This window comes from Paraplanobispora takensis (genome assembly GCF_016863195.1).
In the GTDB taxonomy this organism is placed as follows: Bacteria; Actinomycetota; Actinomycetes; order Streptosporangiales; family Streptosporangiaceae; genus Planobispora; species Planobispora takensis.
On the sequence record NZ_BOOK01000001.1, the window covers coordinates 123969 to 141834 of the forward strand.

18 protein-coding genes are annotated in these 17866 nt (G+C 71.7%); 12 read left to right on the forward strand and 6 right to left on the reverse strand.

The genetic code is table 11. The features are described 5' to 3' along the window. Positions 1–3 precede the first annotated feature (3 nt). The 4 genes from recR (at position 4) to Pta02_RS00665 (ending at position 3562) form a co-directional block, all read left to right on the forward strand. On the forward strand, positions 4–603 hold the full coding sequence (gene recR / locus Pta02_RS00650) for a recombination mediator RecR (RefSeq protein WP_203872622.1): 600 nt from the start codon (positions 4–6) through the stop codon (positions 601–603). Next, positions 596–1126, forward strand: a complete 531-nt coding sequence (locus Pta02_RS00655; RefSeq protein ID WP_203872623.1) for a DUF5063 domain-containing protein — start codon at positions 596–598, stop codon at positions 1124–1126. Before recR ends, Pta02_RS00655 begins: the two co-directional genes overlap by 8 nt. A 91-nt stretch (positions 1127–1217) precedes the next feature. Continuing rightward, the gene (locus Pta02_RS00660) at positions 1218–2492 is read left to right on the forward strand and encodes an aspartate kinase (protein ID WP_203872624.1); all 1275 of its coding nucleotides are present in this window, start codon (positions 1218–1220) and stop codon (positions 2490–2492) included. Continuing rightward, the gene (locus tag Pta02_RS00665; protein ID WP_203872625.1) at positions 2489–3562 is read left to right on the forward strand and encodes an aspartate-semialdehyde dehydrogenase; all 1074 of its coding nucleotides are present in this window, start codon (positions 2489–2491) and stop codon (positions 3560–3562) included. Before Pta02_RS00660 ends, Pta02_RS00665 begins: the two co-directional genes overlap by 4 nt. 120 nt (positions 3563–3682) lie before the next feature. Here Pta02_RS00665 and Pta02_RS00670 read toward each other — a convergent pair whose 3' ends face one another. After that, a complete protein-coding gene (locus Pta02_RS00670) occupies positions 3683–4216 on the reverse strand; it encodes a hypothetical protein (RefSeq protein WP_203872626.1) in 534 nt (177 codons plus the stop codon). Between the two features lie 210 nt (positions 4217–4426). On the opposite strand from Pta02_RS00670, the gene Pta02_RS00675 reads away from it, so the two are divergent. The 3 genes from Pta02_RS00675 to Pta02_RS00685 all read left to right on the forward strand — a co-directional run bounded on the left by Pta02_RS00675 (position 4427) and on the right by Pta02_RS00685 (position 6657). Next, on the forward strand, positions 4427–5047 hold the full coding sequence (locus Pta02_RS00675; RefSeq protein ID WP_239129169.1) for a TetR/AcrR family transcriptional regulator: 621 nt from the start codon (positions 4427–4429) through the stop codon (positions 5045–5047). A gap of 207 nt (positions 5048–5254) precedes the next feature. Then, on the forward strand, positions 5255–6223 hold the full coding sequence (locus Pta02_RS00680; RefSeq protein WP_203872627.1) for an LLM class F420-dependent oxidoreductase: 969 nt from the start codon (positions 5255–5257) through the stop codon (positions 6221–6223). Between the two features lie 95 nt (positions 6224–6318). Beyond that, complete coding sequence (locus Pta02_RS00685) at positions 6319–6657, forward strand: YkvA family protein (protein ID WP_203872628.1); 339 nt, start codon at positions 6319–6321, stop codon at positions 6655–6657. A gap of 13 nt (positions 6658–6670) precedes the next feature. Here the strand turns inward: Pta02_RS00685 and Pta02_RS00690 are convergent, their stop codons facing one another. Further along, complete coding sequence (locus Pta02_RS00690) at positions 6671–7867, reverse strand: amidohydrolase family protein (RefSeq protein WP_239129172.1); 1197 nt, start codon at positions 7865–7867, stop codon at positions 6671–6673. Between the two features lie 315 nt (positions 7868–8182). Here Pta02_RS00690 and Pta02_RS00695 point away from each other — a divergent pair, with 315 nt between their 5' ends. Next, on the forward strand, positions 8183–8890 hold the full coding sequence (locus Pta02_RS00695; protein WP_203872629.1) for a hypothetical protein: 708 nt from the start codon (positions 8183–8185) through the stop codon (positions 8888–8890). Positions 8891–8925: 35 nt separating this feature from the next. On the opposite strand, the gene Pta02_RS00700 is transcribed toward Pta02_RS00695, so the two are convergent. Then, positions 8926–9774 (reverse strand): SURF1 family cytochrome oxidase biogenesis protein, encoded by an 849-nt coding sequence (locus Pta02_RS00700; RefSeq protein WP_203872630.1) that lies wholly within the window; start codon positions 9772–9774, stop codon positions 8926–8928. 217 nt (positions 9775–9991) lie between these two features. On the opposite strand from Pta02_RS00700, the gene Pta02_RS00705 reads away from it, so the two are divergent. Further along, positions 9992–10654 (forward strand): VC0807 family protein, encoded by a 663-nt coding sequence (locus Pta02_RS00705; RefSeq protein WP_239129175.1) that lies wholly within the window; start codon positions 9992–9994, stop codon positions 10652–10654. On the opposite strand, the gene Pta02_RS00710 is transcribed toward Pta02_RS00705, so the two are convergent. Continuing rightward, entirely contained in the window at positions 10617–11126 is a 510-nt protein-coding gene (locus Pta02_RS00710; protein WP_203872631.1) for a winged helix-turn-helix transcriptional regulator, read from the reverse strand. The two genes, Pta02_RS00705 and Pta02_RS00710, sit on opposite strands and share 38 nt — an antisense overlap. A gap of 85 nt (positions 11127–11211) precedes the next feature. Between Pta02_RS00710 and Pta02_RS00715 the strand changes: the two genes are divergently transcribed. Further along, the gene (locus tag Pta02_RS00715; RefSeq protein ID WP_203872632.1) at positions 11212–11733 is read left to right on the forward strand and encodes a GNAT family N-acetyltransferase; all 522 of its coding nucleotides are present in this window, start codon (positions 11212–11214) and stop codon (positions 11731–11733) included. A 52-nt stretch (positions 11734–11785) separates the two neighbouring features. Continuing rightward, the gene (locus Pta02_RS00720) at positions 11786–12382 is read left to right on the forward strand and encodes a TetR/AcrR family transcriptional regulator (protein WP_203872633.1); all 597 of its coding nucleotides are present in this window, start codon (positions 11786–11788) and stop codon (positions 12380–12382) included. Between the two features lie 47 nt (positions 12383–12429). On the opposite strand, the gene Pta02_RS00725 is transcribed toward Pta02_RS00720, so the two are convergent. After that, entirely contained in the window at positions 12430–12660 is a 231-nt protein-coding gene (locus tag Pta02_RS00725; RefSeq protein WP_239129179.1) for a hypothetical protein, read from the reverse strand. A gap of 215 nt (positions 12661–12875) precedes the next feature. On the opposite strand from Pta02_RS00725, the gene Pta02_RS00730 reads away from it, so the two are divergent. Beyond that, a complete protein-coding gene (locus Pta02_RS00730) occupies positions 12876–14327 on the forward strand; it encodes a DUF7059 domain-containing protein (RefSeq protein ID WP_203872635.1) in 1452 nt (483 codons plus the stop codon). A gap of 340 nt (positions 14328–14667) precedes the next feature. Here the strand turns inward: Pta02_RS00730 and Pta02_RS41760 are convergent, their stop codons facing one another. After that, the gene (locus Pta02_RS41760) at positions 14668–17676 is read right to left on the reverse strand and encodes an AfsR/SARP family transcriptional regulator (RefSeq protein WP_275423543.1); all 3009 of its coding nucleotides are present in this window, start codon (positions 17674–17676) and stop codon (positions 14668–14670) included. Between the last annotated feature and the right edge of the window lie 190 nt (positions 17677–17866).

The window sequence follows — 17866 nt, forward strand, 5'->3', positions numbered from 1 at the left end:
GCCATGTACGAAGGGGTCGTCCAGAACCTGATCGACGAGTTGGGCATGTTGCCCGGCGTCGGTCCCAAGAGCGCGCAGCGGATCGCGTTCCACCTGCTGGCCGCGGAGCCGACCGACGTCAAACGGCTCGCGCACGCGCTCCTGGAGGTCAAGGAGAAGGTCCGCTTCTGCCGGATCTGCGGGAATGTGGCGGCCGAGGAGGAGTGCCGGATCTGCCGTGACACCCGGCGCGACCTCCACGTGATCTGCGTCGTCGAGGAGCCCAAGGACGTCGTGGCGATCGAGAAGACGCGGGAGTTCCGCGGCCGCTACCACGTCCTGGGCGGGGCGATCAGTCCCATCGACGGCGTGGGCCCCGACGATCTGCGCATCCGGGAGCTGATGACGCGCCTGGCCGACGGCCAGGTGACGGAGCTGATCCTCGCCACCGACCCCAACCTGGAGGGCGAGGCGACGGCGACCTATCTCGCCCGTCTGGTGAAACCGATGGGTTTGAAAGTCACACGACTGGCCAGCGGTCTGCCGGTAGGCGGTGATCTCGAGTACGCCGACGAGGTCACCTTGGGCCGCGCGTTCGAAGGACGGAGGCTGCTGGATGTCTGATGAATGGGGCGCGTTCGCGGACCGGATCGCGGTGCACGCGCAGAACTACCTCGACGGCCTGACCCGGCTGGCCGGTGGCGAGGGCGGCGACGCCATCCTGCCGCTGCTGCTGGTGGAGGTCGCCCAGGTCAGCTCGGCCGGTGCGCAGCTCGGGGCCAGTCAGGACGTGATCCTGTCCGGCAACTGGGAGCCGCACCTGAGCGAGGACCCCGACGTGGATCCGCTGCGCACGGCCCTGGCCGAGCGGCTGGGCCCGGTCGACGACTACGCCGAGGTGTTCGATCCCTACAAGGACACCTCCGTCACGCCGTACCGCCTGTCGGACGATCTCAGCGCGGTGGCCGCCGACCTCAACCACGGGCTGCGGCACTATCGGGCGGGGCGTCCGCTGGAGGCCCTGTGGTGGTGGCAGTACTCCTACTTCAACACCTGGGGCAACCACGCCGGAGCGGCGATGCGGGCGTTGCAGGCGCTCGTCGCCCACACCCGCCTGGACGTGGCCGAAGAGCGCACGACGGTGTGATCGTCCACATAGTGGTCTACACCAGAGGGACCATATCGGTCCCCCAGTAGACTGATGGCTCCACAGCCCTAGATTGCTTCGGAGACATCTCGTGGCGCTCGTTGTTCAGAAGTACGGTGGTTCGTCCGTCGCCGACGCGTCCTGCATCAAGCGGGTCGCGCAGCGGATCGTCGCGACGAAAAAAGCCGGCAACGACGTCGTGGTGATCGTCTCCGCGATGGGCGACACCACCGACGAGCTGCTGGACCTCGCTCAGCAGGTGTCGCCGCTGCCCCCGGGCCGTGAGCTCGACATGCTGCTGACCGCCGGCGAGCGCATCTCGATGGCGCTGCTGGCGATGGCGATCGCGAACCTGGGCCACGAGGCCCGTTCGTTCACCGGCTCCCAGGCCGGCGTCATCACCGACTCCACCCACGGCAAGGCGCGGATCATCGACGTCACGCCCGGGCGGATCCGGGAGGCCCTCGACGACGGTCAGATCGCGATCGTGGCCGGCTTCCAGGGCGTCTCGCAGAACACCAAGGACATCACCACGCTGGGCCGGGGCGGTTCGGACACCACGGCGGTCGCGCTGGCCGCCGCCCTGGAAGCCGACGTGTGTGAGATCTACACCGACGTGGACGGCGTCTTCACCGCGGACCCGCGCATCGTGCCGACCGCCCGTAAGATCCCCAAGATCTCCTACGACGAGATGATGGAGATGGCGGCGTGCGGGGCGAAGATCCTGCACCTGCGCTGCGTCGAGTACGCCCGCAGGTTCAACCTTCCGATCCACGTCAGAAGCTCGTTCAGCACCAAGGAAGGCACGTGGGTCGTCTCCGACCCCGACAGTGAGGGAACAGAGATGGAGCAGCCGATCATCTCCGGCGTCGCGCACGACCGGAGCGAGGCCAAGATCACCGTTGTCGGGGTTCCCGACAAGGTCGGCGAGGCTGCCACGATCTTCAAAACGCTGGCGGACGCCGAGATCAACATCGACATGATCGTTCAGAACGTGTCGGCGGCGGCGACCGGCCGGACGGACATCTCCTTCACCCTTCCCACGAGCGACGGCCCCACGGCCCTGTCCGCGCTGAAGAAGGTCCAGGACCGCATCGGCTTCGAGTCGCTGCAGTTCGACGACCAGATCGGGAAGGTGTCCCTGGTCGGTGCGGGCATGCGCTCGCACCCCGGCGTCACCGCCACCTTCTTCGCAGCCCTCGCCGACGCGGGGGTGAACATCGAGATGATCTCCACCTCGGAGATCCGCATCTCGGTGATCGTCGGGCAGGACGAGGTCGACGCGGCCGTCAGCGCCGCGCACCGCGCGTTCGATCTCGACGCAGACCAGGTTGAGGCCGTTGTATACGGAGGTACCGGGCGATGAGCGCTCGCAAGCCCACTCTTGCCCTTATCGGCGCGACCGGTGCCGTCGGCACCGTCATGCGCGACATCATCTCCAGCCGTGAGGACGTCTACGGCGAGATCAAGCTCGTCGCCTCCGCCCGTTCCGCGGGCAAGGTGCTGCAGGTCCGCGGCGAGGACCTGGTCGTCCAGGAGCTGACCCCCGAGGTCTTCGACGGCGTCGACATCGCGATCTTCGACGTGCCGGACGAGGTCTCCGCGACCTGGGTGCCGATCGCCGCCGAGCGCGGCGCGGTCGTCATCGACAAGTCCGGCACCTTCCGGATGGACCCGGACGTGCCGCTGGTCGTGCCGGAGGTCAACCCCGAGGCGGCGCGCAACCGCCCGCGGAACATCATCTCCACCCCGAACTGCACCACGCTGTCGATGATGGCCGCGATGGGCGCGCTGCACGAGCAGTACGGCCTGCGCGAGCTGGTGGTCGCCTCCTACCAGGCGGTCTCCGGCGCGGGCGTGGCCGGTTCGGCCCGTCTCTACGACGAGGTCGAGGCGCTCGCGGGCGACCGTACGGTCGGGCAGACCGCCGGCGACGTGCGCAAGGCGATCCAGAACAAGCTGGGCGACGACGAGTCGCCGTTCCCGGCTCCGGTGGCCTTCAACGTCGTGCCGTGGGCGGGTTCGCTCAAGGACGGCGGCTGGGCCTCCGAGGAGCTCAAGCTCCGCAACGAGTCCCGGAAGATCCTCGGGATCGACGACCTGAAGGTCTCGGCGACCTGCGTCCGCGTCCCGGTGATCACCACCCACTCGCTGGCCGTGCACGCGAGGTTCGAGCGCGAGATCACCGTCGCCGACGCCCACCGCATCCTGGAGGCCGCCCCGACCGTGGTCGTCATGGACGACCCGGCAGCCGGCGTCTTCCCGACCCCGGCGGACGTCGTGGGCACCGACCCGACCTACGTGGGCCGGATCCGCCAGGCGCTCGACTTCCCGAACACGCTCGACCTGTTCGTCTGCGGCGACAACCTGCGCAAGGGCGCCGCCCTCAACGCGGCGGAGATCGCCGAGCTGGTCGCGGCGGAGTTCGCGGGCTAGAGGCCCCTGCAGAGTCACGGCCGTGCGGCGCGTCGCGCCGCACGGCCCCGGTCGCGCCCCGGTGCCGCCCGTACGGCGCGCCGGGGCGCGGTCGTGTCCCGGAGCCGCCTCCGGGCGGCCTCAGCGCAGCAGGATGTCCCAGTGGTCCGGCGTGCGGGCGTACAGCGCGCCCTGGGCGCGGTAGAGCCGGGCGCCGTCGTCGCGCAGGCCGTGGAAGGGATATCTCCGCGTGATGTAGCGGTCGACGCATCCGCTGAGCGCGATGTCCAGCTTGTAGCCGGTGTAGTGGCTGTAGCGGCCGTGCTCGTGACCCGCCTCGGTGCCGCCGGTGAGGGTGATCGGGCAGCCGCTGCGGCGTTTGAGCTTGATCACCTTTCTCAGGCTGACGGCCCGTAACGCGTCGAAGGAGGTGCACCGCGGGTTCCGGCGGTCGGCGCACCCCCCGGAGGACGTCCAGCTCAGGCCGGCCCGCTCCAGCCGCTTGACGGCCTGGTCGTGGTCGAGGCGTGCGGGGCGGTCGGCCGCGGCCGCGGGCTCCGGCAGGAGCGTGACGAAGGAGGCCTGCAGGACCAGCAGCGTCCCGGCGGCGACGGCCGCCCGTGCGGACGCGCCGGTCCCGGCTCCCGTCCGGCGTGTACGAGGGAGTGTTCTCATTTCCTCATCCCTGTCGCAGTTCGCCCTTCCGCCGACAGGAGCAATCCCCACCGTCCAAACCGGCCGACTCCTCTCACGGCATGATTTTTGTGCTGTGATGCCGATCACGATGAGCCGCGATGACCTAACCCGGCCATCGGCCGTACAGTGACGAACGTGGGCGCGCCGATTCAGAGGACCCGGGGATCTGAAAGGACCCGAGAGATCATCGTGGAAACAGCCCTCCGGCTGTTCCGCGAGCGGGGGTACGAGGCGACCACGATGCGGGCCATCGCGGCCGAGGCGGGCGTCTCGGTGGGCAACGCCTACTACTACTTCGCCTCCAAGGAGGCGCTGATCCAGGCCTACTACGACCGGGCGCAGGCCGAGCACCAGGCGGCGTGCGAGGACCTGCTGGCCACCGAGCGCTCCTTCGCCGGGCGCCTGGGCGGGGTCCTGCGCGAGTGGGTGCGGGTCTCCGAGCCGTACCACGAGTTCGCGGTGAAGTTCTTCAAGCACGCGGCCGAGCCGACCAACCCGCTCAGCCCGTTCAGCGTCGAGTCCTCGCCCGCGCGTGAGTCGTCGATCGCGATCTACCGCCGGGTCGTGGAGGGCTCCGCCGACCGGATGGACGCCGAGCTGCGGGCGGAGCTGCCCGAGCTGCTCTGGCTGCTGTCGATGGGCGTGGTCCTGTTCTGGGTGCACGACACCTCCGAGGGGTGCCGCAAGACCTACCGGCTCATCGAGCTGACCGTGCCGCTGGTCGACCGGCTGGTCGGGCTCTCCCACCTGCCGGGCCTGCGCGGCATCGCGCGGGACTTCATCGCCGGGGTGCACGAGCTGCGTTCCTGAACGCGGAGCGCCGGGGTGCGGGTTCCCGGTCATCGCGGGGGCGGAAGGCCCTCTCCCGTGACATACCGTCCGGTTGGTATGGTCAATGTGTTGACGCCTCCCCGGGTGGGTGCGGCAAGCTACACCAGAATCTCGTTCTGGAATTCGGAGTCGTGGAGCTCCGGCGTTCCGGACGGGGACCGACGAGGGACCATGGGAGGCAGCGCGATGGCGACGGGTGCACGCTGGGGGATGACGGTCCCCTTCTACGACCGCTCACTGGCCCGGTCGAAGGAGCTGGTGGCCGAACTGCCCGGGCTCGGCTACACCGACGTCTGGTCGGCCGAGGTCAACGGCGTGGACGGGTTCACGCCCCTCGCGCTGGCCTCCGAGTGGGCGCCGGGACTGCGCCTGGGCAGCGCGATCGTCCCGGTCTCCACCCGGGGCCCCGCCCTGCTGGCCATGTCGGCCGCCACCCTCGCCGACCTGGCCCCCGACCGCTTCGTCCTGGGCATCGGGGCCTCCTCCCCGGCCATCGTCGAGCGCTGGAACGCCGGGGAGTTCGTCAAGCCCTTCTCCCGGACCCGCGACACGCTGCGCTTCCTGAAGAAGGCCCTGGCCGGCGAGAAGGTCACCGAGAAGTACGAGACGTTCGAGGTCAAGGGCTTCAAGCTGGAGCACGCCCCCAAGGTGCAGCCGAAGATCGTCCTTGCGGCCCTGCGGCCCCGGATGCTCCACCTGGCCGCCGAGGAGGCCGACGGCGCGATCACCAACTGGCTCTCCCCGCAGGACGTCCGGAAGGTCCGCGCCGAGATCGGCCCGGACACCGAGCTGATCGCCCGGCTGTTCGTGTGCGTCAGCGAGGACGCCGAGAAGGTCAGGGAACTGGGCCGGTGGATGCTCGCCAGCTATCTGACCGTGCCGGTCTACGCGGCCTTCCACGACTGGCTGGGGCGCGGAGAGGTGCTGCGGCCGATGCACGAGGCCTGGGCGGCCGGAGACCGCCAGGCGGCCCTCAAGGCCATCCCCGACGAGGTGGTCGACTCCCTCATCGTGCACGGCGACGCGGCCACCTGCCGGGCCAGGATCCGGGAGTACGTCGACAACGGCCTCGACACGCCGGTGCTGGCCCCCATCCCCGGCGGCGAGGTGCCGATCACGCAGGCCGTACGGGATCTGTCCCCGAACGCCGGCTGAGCGCCGGGGAACTCGCCGACGGGAGCACGCGTTATATCGTGTCGAGGCCGGGTAGGGGACGCGGCCGGACCAGCGTGCTCCCGAGGAGGGGTTCCATGGCGAAGGCGGCACGAGCGGCTCAGGCCTGGCGGGCGTACAGGGACGTGTCGAGGCCGGGGTCGCCGGGCATCGGCGTCAGGCTGCGGGCGATCCCCCGGCTGCTGGGCGGGGTGATGAACGGGACCTATCCCGGCATGGGCAGGGGCAAGCTGGCCATGATGGGCCTCGGCGTGCTCTACATGCTCTCGCCGGTGGACGTGATCCCGGAGTTCCTGCTCCTGGTCGGGGTGGTCGACGACTTCGGGGTCTTCCTGTGGCTGATGGGCTCGCTGCTCGGCGAGAGCGGGCGCTACGTCGACTGGGAGCGCAGGCGCGTGCGGGCCGTCCCCTCCTGAGGCGGCGCCGGGGTCACAGCTGTTCCATCCTGAGCCAGGCGCGCGAGGGGAGCGGGTGGCCGAACAGGCGGGCGGCGTTGCCGTAGGCCACCCGGGCGATGTCGGCGGGCGGCAGGTTGCCCATGTTCCCGGTGACGGACTCCTGGGTGTCGGGCCAGGTGGAGTCGGAGTGCGGATAGCCGCTCTCCAGCAGGACGTGCTCCAGGCCGACGGCCAGGCGCACGCCCGACAGGGCGTGGTCGTTGAGCGTCCCGAAGAAGAAGTTGCGGCGCAGGATCTCGCTGGGCTTCAGGCCGCCCTCCCAGGCCGCCTCCCCGGCGACCGGGTGGTCCAGCGCGTAGTCGGCGCGCTCGGCCAGCATCGGCAGCCAGCCCACGCCGCCCTCCACGATCAGGATCCGGAGCGCGGGGAAGCGCAGCGGCACGCCCGACCAGAGCCAGTCGGCGCAGGCGAACATGGCGCTGGCCGGCATGAGCGTGGTGATCGCCTCGATCGGGGTGTCCTTGGACGGCACGGGGACCCAGGACCCGCTCCCGGTGTGCAGGCACACGACCGTGCCGGTCTCCTCGCAGGCCCGGAAGAACGGGTCCCAGTGGTCGCTGTGGATCGAGGGCAGGCGCAGGCGGGAGGGGAACTCGGGGAAGAGCACGGCCTTGAAGCCGCGCGAGGCGTTGTCGCGGATCTCCTTGGCGGCGATCTCCGGATCGGTCAGCCACGGCAGCTGCAGGGCGATGATCCGCTCGGGGTAGGTGCCCGCCCAGACCTCGACGTGCCAGTCGTTCCACGCCCGCAGCACGGCCAGGCCGAGGTCCTGGTCGCGGGTCCTGGCGAAGACCATGCCGGACTCCCCGGCCAGCATCCCGGGGAAGCACAGCGACGCCCAGATGCCGCCCCGGTCCATGTCCTGGATGCGGGCCTCGATGTCGTGACAGCCCGGCCGCATGTGCTCGAACCGGACCGGGTCGAGCGTCCACTGCTCGCGGGGGAGCCCGGCGCCGACGTCGAGCCCGGCGCACGGGTAGGCGGCCCCGCCGTACCGCCAGACCTGATGGCCGGATTCGGTCTCGACCACCTTGGGGGCGAGGTCGGCGTATTTCTCGGGGAGCCGTCCCTCGAACATGTCGGGCGGCTCGATCAGGTGATCGTCGGCAGAGATGATCACATAGTCCCGCCGCCTGGGCTCGGGGTCGGGGAGCAGCGGCGTCGTCACGCGATTAACGGTACGGGGCTGGCATAACGCTGGACAAGCCGCTTGGTCTCGTGTTGATGCCGGATGCGCCCCGGAGACGCCGGAGGGGGGATCGGGAAGCGACCCCGGGGCGCGGACCCGCGGTGAGGGTGCCGCCCGCTGCGGGTCCTGAGGACGCTCCCTACCCCGATATAACCGGAATATCGGTCTTGTTGTGAGATGTGGTTCCGATGGGGCGCGTCTCTTTACGGCGGCCGAACCGCCATCCTGGTTCCATGGGTCGCGCCACGCGCCACAGCCTGGCGGAAGCCGGCGTCACGGGGGACAGGAGTGCAGGTGCAAGCGGTTGTTCCGGTGCGGGGGGCGGTGCCGTACGGCGCGCGTGTCGCGCTGCTGTTCGTCCTGGCGCTGTCGACTGTGATCGTCCACCTGAACCAGAACCCGGCCCTGCGGGACGCCGAGGAGCTCATCGGCGACCTGCGGGCCGGAGTCGTGACCAAGGTGGTCTACGACGGCAGCTGGCCCGCCTACGGCTCCATGACGTGGTCGCGGGGCCCGCTCTCCTGGAGCCAGGCGAGGTTCGACCAGCCCGGCGACGTCTGGGACCCGGTCACCACCCGGCTGATCCCCGAGGCCCTCGAACGGCGCCAGGAGGCCTTCATGGCCCGCGTCCGGGCGGCGGCCGGGCCTTCGGTCGAGATCGTGCGGACCGACGGCGGCAGGGGCTTCAGGGGGCTCCCGGTGTTCACCGGCTCGCCGGCCTACGGGCGGTGGTGGCAGCCGTTCGCGCCGGTGGCGGTGGCGGCCGAGGTGCTGGCCTGGCTGCTCATGCTCACCCGCCGCGACCACCGCTACGCCAGCCGTCCCGCCTGGATGTGGATGTTCCTGACCGGAGGGTCGTTCCTCTACGTCCTGCTGGAGCCGTACCCGCTGTGGCGGGGGCGGCCGTACGAGGTGCTGCCGCCGCGGGCCAGGATCGACGGGACGGGCGGGTTCCTGCTCGCCGTGGCCGTGATGCTCGGCCTGGGGCTGGCGACGGCCTGAGAGTCCTGAGACGGCCTGGGATCCCGAGCCCGGCCTCAGGCCTCCACAGGCTCCACGGGCTCCTTGGGCCTGCCCGGGCCCTCCGGTTCCCGCGGCTCCCCGGACTCCCCGGACTCCTCGCCCTTCGCGGCGGCCTCGGCCCGCAGGTCGGCGGCCTCCCGGCGGATCAGCAGCGCCCATCCGCCGATCGCGACCCCGATGAACAGCCACCACTGCACGCCGTACGCCAGGTTCAGCCCGCCGCCCTCGGCGACGTCCGGCGCGGGCACCGGCGCGGGCGCCGCGGCGGCGGCCGGGGACTGCTCGATCAGGTCGACGTACCCGCCCAGCAGCCGGTACGGCAGGCCCTTCCCGATCGACTCCGTGTTGATCAGCAGCACCTGACCGGCGGGCAGCCCGGGGCGGTCGCGGATGCCGGAGGACTCCTCGGTCTCGGAGGGACGTAGCCTTCCGGTGACAGTTACCTCACCCGTGCTCGGCGCGGGCACCTCGGGCGTGGCGTCGGCGGTCGCGCCGGCCTTCACCCAGCCCCGGTTCACCAGCACGGCCTCGCCGGTGCCCGTGGTCAGCGGGGTGAGCACGTAGAAGCCGACGGCCTTGTCCTGCACGCGGCGCCGTACGAGCAACTGGTGGGCCGGGTCGAAGACGCCGGTGGCCGTCACCGTCCGGTACTTGTCCTGCACGCGCACGGCGCCGCCGGCCGCGGCGAGCCGGTTCACCGGCACCGCCGGCGCCTCCAGGTTGGCGGTGATCTGCTCGCTGCTGGCCGAGCGCTCCTCGAAGCGCCCGAACTGCCACCGGCCCAGGAACACGAAGGCGGGGATGACCAGCAGGACCACGACGTGAAGCGCGATCCATCGAGGAGTCAGCAGGAACCGGTACACGCTCCCAAGGGTAGGCACCGCACCGACCGCCCCGTCCTCCGGCCACGGGCGGAGCCCGTCTCGGCCGCGGCGCCGCCCGGTGACCGCCGTCCCGCGGTCGCCCCGGCCGCCCGTCCCCGGGTCGCCCGATCGCCGAAATCCGGGAAACGCCGCCGGACACTTCGGGCATCCCGTACGGTCACTGGGACCCGTCCCCGACCCGCGGAGCCGCCACCCCATGACCCTGCTCCACTCGTCCCCCGCGGTTCCGGCACTTCGCCCCGTCCGTCCGGCCCTGGCCCCGATCTCGCTGAAAGCGGTGCTCAGGCACGCGACGCCCCGGGTGCTGGAGGGGATGATCCTCCCGGTCGTGGTCTGCTACGTCGCGATGGTCTTCACCGGCCTGTACGGCGGGCTCGCGGCGGCCACGGCCTGGGTCTACGGCCGGGTGGCGTGGCGGCTGGTGCGGCGCGAGACGGTCTCCGGGATGATGCTGCTGGCGGCCGGGGCCATCACGGTCCGCGCCGTCGTGGCCGCCCTGAACGGCAACGCGGTGCTGTTCTTCCTCCCCGAGTGCCTGGGAGTGTTCTGCGCGAGCATGGGCTTCCTGCTCACCGCGCCGCTCCGGCGGCCCCTGATCCAGCGGGTGGCGGCCGACCTGGTGCCGCTCCCCGGTCATCTGCACGAGCATCCGCTCATGCGCCGCTTCTACGTCCGGCTGTCGGTGCTGTGGGGAGGCGCCCAGCTCCTCAACGCCGGGCTGACCCTCTGGCTGCTGCTCAGCCAGTCCACGGAGACGTACCTGATCGTGCGGACCTCGGCGGTCGCGGTCCTGCTCGGCGGTGCGGGGCTGGCCTCGGTGCTCAGCTTCCGCCGCTGCCTGCGCGCGCTTCCGGGGTGAGCGACGCGCCGGGGCCCGGCAGCGGGGTGACCTCCAGGGGACCGGCGACCTCGTGGCCGTCCGCGCACCGGAAGCGCTGCTCGATGAGGGCGCCGCAGCCGCGATGGGTCAGCAGCACCGGCGGGCCGTCGGGCTCGGACAGGTACCGGTCGCCCCAGTGCATCAGCGCCACCATGATCGGATAGAGGTCCCTGCCCATCTCCGTCAGCCGGTACTCGTCGCGCTGGCGCTGGCCGGGCTCGCGGTAGGGGACCTTGCGCAGCAGGCCCTCCTCCACCAGCCGGGTGAGCCGGGCGCTCAGCACCTGCCTGGGCGCGCCCGTGGCGGCCTGCATGTCGGCGAAGCGGCGTACTCCGCTGAACGCCTCGCGCAGCACCAGGAACGTCCATTTCTCGCCCACGATGCCCAGCGTGCGCTCGATCGAGCAGTTGTCCACCCGGAAGGGCACGTTGCCGAGGGTCGCCTCACTCATGCCCGCATCGTAAGTGGCCACGGCGTCACCTCCAACGCGGCTAAGTCTACTTGACATACCCAGACCTTTCCGAGACTCTGAGTCCATGATACGAACCCAGCTGGCACCGCCCCGCCGTGATCCGGCGCGGGTCCTGCCGGGCGACGGCGTCGAGATCCGCCCGGCGCGCATGGATGACGGAGAACGGCTGCGCCGCTTCCTCGGCGGACTGTCCCTGCACACGCAGACACTGCGGTTCTTCACCGGGGTCGGCCGGCCGGCCGAGAGCCTGGTGCGCACCATGCTCGCGGTGGACGAGCGGCGCGACGTCCTGCTGGCGGTGTGCGGGGACGCCGTGGTCGGGCACGCGATGAGCTTCCGGGGCGGGGAGTCCGACGTCGAGATCGCCGTCGTGGTGACCGACGACTGGCAGGGGCGCGGACTCGGGTCGCGGCTGGTGCGCAGGCTGCTGCGGCGCGCGGCCGCGGGCGGGGCGCGGACCGTGGGGATGGACGTGCTCGGCGGCAACCGCAAGGTGCTGGCGATGATCCGCAGGGAGTGGCCGGAGGCCGCCGTGAGGGCCGCTTCCGGCACCGTGGAGGTCTCCGCTATGATCAACCCGGCCTGAGGTGTGCCGGTTTATTTGCGGAATAAGGTTCTGTTGCTCCACCATTGACCTCGTGAAGAGTGCCAAGAACGGACGCGACGGCCGGACCCGGATCGTCGAGGGAGCCCTGCGCCGATTCAGTCAGGACGGTGTCTCGGCGACCACTCTGGCCAGCCTCCGGGAGGAGAGCGGGGTCAGCGTCGGCAGCTTCTACCATCACTTCGCCAGCAAGGAACACGTCTTCGGCGTGCTCTACGCCGACACCCTGAACCAGTACCAGGACGCCTTCATCACCGAGCTGCGCCGTCACGAGGGCGCGCGTGAGGGCATCGAGGCGATCGTGGCCCTGCACATGACCTGGTGCGGCGAGCACCGCGAGCGGGCCCATCTGCTGATCAGCGAGCGCCCGCCCAAGCGGGACGAGCCGGGGGGCGTGGAGGTCTCGGAGTCGCGCCGGACCTTCTTCCGCCAGGTCTCCGACTGGTGGCGGCCGCACATGAAGGCCGGCCTGCTCCAGCCCGTCCACCCCACGATGTGCTACGTGCTCTGGCTCGGCCCGGCCATGGAGATGTGCCGCCTGTGGTTCGCCGGGGCGCACCAGCCCACGCCGGAGGAGATCTCCGGCCTCTGCGAAGCCGCCTGGCAGAGCCTGCGCCGTCACGAGGACTGACGCCGGGTCACCCGGGCCGGGGCCGGGGTGCTCCCCGTGGACCGGCCTCAGCGTGCTCCGGCCAGCTGGCGCAACCGGGTGGGGACGCGCCAGACCTTCTGGTCGAGGGAGATGTCCAGCCTCATGTCCTGGCGACGGCGCTGCAGGCCGGGCACGCGCACCCGGTCGCTGACGTCGAACCTGCCGTGGCGGGGATAGCCGAACCCGAGCTCTCCGGGCAGGACGCGCAACTCGTCACGGTTCCCGCAGCGGGGGCAGGTCCAGGAGACCAGATCCATGCCCCGGTGGTAGTCGTGGCAGGCACGAAAATACTCATCAGGGCGGAAACGGGACTCACAGGCCAAGCAGGGGATCAACATGACGTGTCCTTAGGGACGGATATGGCGGCTACCCGAAGAAGTACACCTTGGCACTTGAGAGCCGCTTGCAGGCGCCTTACGGCGATCTGTGTCAGGTTTGTCGCTATGAGTGTCGAGAGACTGGTGAGGCGACGATGACGCAGACGATGGACACGCTGAACCGGCTCCGTGAGCTCCTGCTCGTCTCCGGCTACACCCTCGACGGTGTGCGCGACCGGCTCGGCGGCACGGCCGCCACGGCCCTGGCCCGGGAGGAGCTGGTCCCCGCCCTGCGCGCCACCCGCGACGGCGACCCGCTCGCCGCGCTGATCCGGCTGTGGTGGCTCGGCGTCCCGGTGGAGGCGCCCGAGGGGCTCCCCGCGGCCGAGCTGGCCGCCGCGGGCCTGGTGACCCCCGACGGGGACCGGATCGTCGCGACGGTCCACCTGCAGCCCTGGGAGGGCGGCGGCTACGTCGTCTCCGACCGGAAGGTGCGGCCCGGCGACCCGGGGCTGCGCGCCGACCACGTGGTCGGCGCGGGCGGCGCGTCGGCGAACCTCGCCCAGCTCGCCTCCCGGCGGCCGGTCGAGCGCGCCCTCGACCTGGGCACCGGCTGCGGCGTGCAGGTGCTGCCCCTGGCCGGCCGGGCACGGGAGATCGTCGCCACCGACGTCAACCCCCGGGCGCTGGAGCTGGCCCGGCTGAGCTGGGCGCTGTCCGGGATCGACGGCGTGGACGCCCGCGAGGGCTCGCTGTTCGACCCGGTCGAGGGGGAGCGCTTCGACCTGGTCGTCTCCAACCCGCCCTTCGTGATCTCCCCGGGAGGCCGGTTCGCCTACCGCGAGTCCGGGTTCCAGGCGGACGGCTTCTGCCGCGACCTGGTACGGCTGGCGCCCCGCCACCTCAACCCCGGCGGCACCTGCCAGCTGCTGGCCAACTGGCTGCACGTCGAGGGGGAGGACTGGCGCGACCGGGTCGGCGGCTGGCTGACCGGGACCGGCTGCGACGGCTGGGCGGTGCAGCGGGACGTCCAGGACCCGGCGGAGTACGTCGAGCTGTGGCTGCGCGACGCCGCCGAGCAGGGCACCTCCCGCTACCGCGAGCTCTACGACGAGTGGCTCGGCTGGTTCGAGGAGGCGGGCGTCACGGGGATCGGCTTCGGCTGGATCACCCTGCACGACTCCGGAAGCCTGGACCCGGTGGTGCGGGTGGAGGAGTACGCCCGGCGGGTCGAGCTCCCGGTGGGCGCCTACGTGGAGGAGGTGCTCGGCTCGATCGCCGCCGCGCACCGGCTGACCGACGCCGAACTGCTCGCGGCGCGCCTGGTGGTGGCCGGCGGGGTGGTGGAGGAACGGACCGGCCCGCCCGGTGCCGAGGACCCCTCCACGATCGTGCTCCGGCAGACCTCGGGGCTGTGCAGAAGCACCCGGGTGGGCACGGTCGAAGCGGCCCTCGCGGGCGTCTGCGACGGGGACTATCCACTGGCTCCCCTGCTCGCCGCCATCGCCGACCTTACCGGTGAAAGCCCCGATGACCTGCTGGAAAAGGCCCCGGAGAGCCTCCGTCCACTGATCGCCGAGGGGTTTTTCCACATATCCACAACCTGATCCTCCACAGCCTGTGGATAACCCGGCGATCGGTTGTTGATTCGACGTTTAACGCGGTGGGCCACTCTCTTGTCATGGGCACGGACCCGGGGGGTGAAGGGCCCGTGTTCGTGAGGTTCGGCCGGTCGTCGACATGAGGCGGCTAGCCATCGCAAGGCGCACCGGTTGAAACCCGGGCCCCCTACGCGCCGAACGGTGGCCGAGACGACCGGTCGGACCTCGTCCATGTCCGCCTGCGAGGGCGGGAGCCGGATCAAGGAGCCCCCGAGCCGCGACGCGTCAGCGTCGCAAACAGACACAGAGGACCAGCTATATGTGGATGGCGCGTCTCGACGACGAGTTATACGACGGGCTCGGAACCGTTGCCGACCTCGTCGCGGTCGAGGAGAGCGCGCAGGTCGTCGGCCTCCGGGGCGCCGAGGCGGGCGAAGAGGCCGTGGGCGCGCCGCAGGCAGTGCCGGCTCCGGTCGAGGTCGCCCTGCCCGGCGAGGGCCCGGCCTAGCACCCACAGCGCCTGCGCCTCGCCGTACGGGTGGCCGATCTCGCGGCTCACGGTCAGCGCCTGCTCGGCGTGCCGTACGGCGTCGCCGAACCGGTCCGCCGTGATGAACGTCTCGGCCAGCCGGGAGCAGACCCGCTGCTCCCACACCCGCTGGTTGCCCGCCCGGAAGAAGGCCAGGCACTCGGCGTGGTGGTGGACCGCCTCGTTCAGGCGCCCGACCCGGGACAGCACCATGCCCAGGTGATAGCGGGCCCGCGCGGTGCCCGCGGCCGAGCCGATCTCGCTGAACAGCGCCAGGCCCTGCTCGGCGGCGGCGATGGCCTCCTCGGGCTGGCCGAGGAACAGGTGGTCGCGGGCGGAGTAGCTGAGCGTCAGGGCCTCGCCGCCCTGCCCGCCGATCTCCCTGAAGGCCTTGCGGGCCGAGTCGAACCAGGCCAGCGCCTCCACGTGGCGGCGCTGGCGCCCGACCACGACGGCCAGCGCGTTCATCGCCTCGCCCGCGACGATCCGGTCGCCTCCGGCCGCCAGGTCCAGCGAGGCCCGGAACTCGTCCTCCGCCTCGGTCAGCCGGTTCGCCCCGAACAGCAGCCGCCCGAGCATGTAGCGGCAGCGCAGCTCGCACGAGGTCGCCTCCAGCCGCCGGGCGGTGGCGAGCATCTCCCGGATGCGCACGTCGAACTCGCGGACGTGGCTGCCGGACTCCATCAGCGGCTCCATGCCCAGCAGCAGGTCGGCCGCGGGCAGCAGCGACTCGGCGGTGGCGGCGCTCCCGGCGGCCTGGGCGATCGCCGCGAAGATGGCGTCGGCCTCGACCGTCAGCCAGGTGACGGCCTCGTCGGCGGAGGAGAAGACGTGCCCGGGGCCGGTGAGGGTGAGCTGGTCGGCGACCACGCTGCCCTCGTAGGCCAGCCGGTGCGCCGAGCCGGCGGAGGCGAGATAGAAGCAGAGCAGCCGGCGCAGCGCCTCGGGACCCTCCTGCGCGTCGGGACCGCGCTCGGCGGCGCGCCGGGCGAAGAGCCTGAGCAGGTCGTGGAAGCGGTAGCGGCCCGGGGCGGGGGCCTCCAGCAGGCTGGCGTCCACCAGGGACTCCAGGATGTCCTCGGTGTCCGTCGCCTCCAGGTCGAGTACGGCGGCGGCGGCCGAGACCGAGATGTCCGGCCCTCCCGGCAGGGACAGCAGCCGGAAGGCCCGCGCCTGCGCCTGCTCCAGCTGGCCGTACCCCAGGGCGAAGGTCGCCTCCACCGCCAGGTCGCCCACCCGCATCTCGTCCAGCCGGCGGCGCTCGTCGGCCAGCCGGGGGACCAGCGAGGCGACGGTCCAGGTGGGCCGGGCCGCCAGGCGGGCCGCCACGATCCGTACGGCCAGCGGCAGGAACCCGCAGGAGGCGACCACGTCCATGGCGACGGCGCGCTCGGCCGAGACCCGCTCGGCCCCGGCGACCGCGCCGAACAGGGTCAGCGCCTCGTCGGGCTCCATCACGTCCAGGTCGAACAGCCTGGCCGCGGCCAGGTCGGCCAGCTTGTGGCGGCTGGTCACGATCGCGGCGCAGCCCGCCGAGCCGGGCAGCAGGTGGGCGACCTGCCCGGCGTCGCGGGCGTTGTCGAGCAGCACCAGCATGCGCCGGTCGGCCAGCAGCGAGCGGAACAGCGCCGACCGCTCGGCCGGGCCGTCCGGGATGACGTCGGGCGGCAGGCCGAGCGCCCGCAGGAAGGCCGCCAGCACCGACTCGGGCGGGGTGGGCTCCTGCCCGTAGCCGCGCAGGTCGGCGTAGAGCTGCCCGTCCGGGAACAGGTCCTGCATGATGTGCGCGACGTGCACCGCCAGGGTCGTCTTGCCGACGCCGCCGATGCCGGAGATCGCGGCCACCGGGACGCCCTCGGCGGGCTGCGCGGACAGCAGCGTGCGCAGCCGGGTGACGATCTGCCCGCGGCCGGTGAAGTCGTTGACCGCGGCCGGCAGCTGGGCCGGGCGCGGCAGGTCGGGCACCTTGGGTGTCTCGGCCGGGGCGCTCCCCTCCTCGGCCGCCCTGTCCGCGGCCGGCCCCGCGGAGGACGCGGCGGGGGGCGCGGGCCGTACCGGTTCGGCGGGGGAGAGGCCGGGGTCGGCGGCCAGGACGCGCCGGTGCAGGGCGGTCAGCTCGGGGCCGGGGTCGACGCCCAGCTCGTCGGCCAGCACCCGGCGCGTGTCGGCGAAGACCGCCAGCGCGTCCCCCTGCCGCCCGCACCGGTAGTAGGCCAGCATGAGCTGGGCGCGCAGCCGCTCGCGCAGCGGGTGGTCGGCGGTGAGCGCGACGAGCTCGGAGACGACGTCGGCGTGCCGGCCCAGTTCGAGGTCGAGGTCGAGGAGGGCCTCGATCACGCTCATCCGGCGTTCGGCGAGCCGGCCGCGCTGGTGCTCGGCGTAGGGGCCGACGGCCCCGGCCAGGGGCTCGCCGGTCCACAGCGCCAGTCCCGAGCGCAGGGACTCGGCGGCCACGGCGAGGTCGCCGGCGCGCCGGGCCGTCTCGGCCTCCTGCGCCTTCTTCTCGAAGAGGGCCAGGTCGACGGTGGCGTCGTCGATGCGGAGCGCGTAGCCCCGCCCCACCGAGGTCAGCAGCTCGGGCCGGGTGCGGGGCGACCGCCCCGGTTCGAGTACGGCGCGCAGCCGGGAGACGTAGGTCCGCAGCGCGCCCAGCGCGCGGGGCGGGGCCTCCTCCCCCCAGACCGCGTCGATCATCTCGGTCGGAGTCACCGCCCGGCCCTCGCGCAGGAGCAGCATCGCCAGAATGGAGCGTTGCAGCGGGGTGCCCAGATCGAGCTCGGCACCGTCACGCCAGGCCTGGACAGGGCCGAGTACTGCGAAGCGCAAACCGCCTTCGCCGCCCTGAACAGCCATTTTCCAAATCTCCGCCCTAACGGGAAGGGTTATGACGGAATGATAGATCCTTCAACGCTCACGTACTAAACACGGCGAAGTCTGTTAACTGACGCGTTGATTGCCCGTTAATCGGGCGTTGAGCCCGGATCGAGATGCTGTGGCATGCCGGGCATGACCCCGT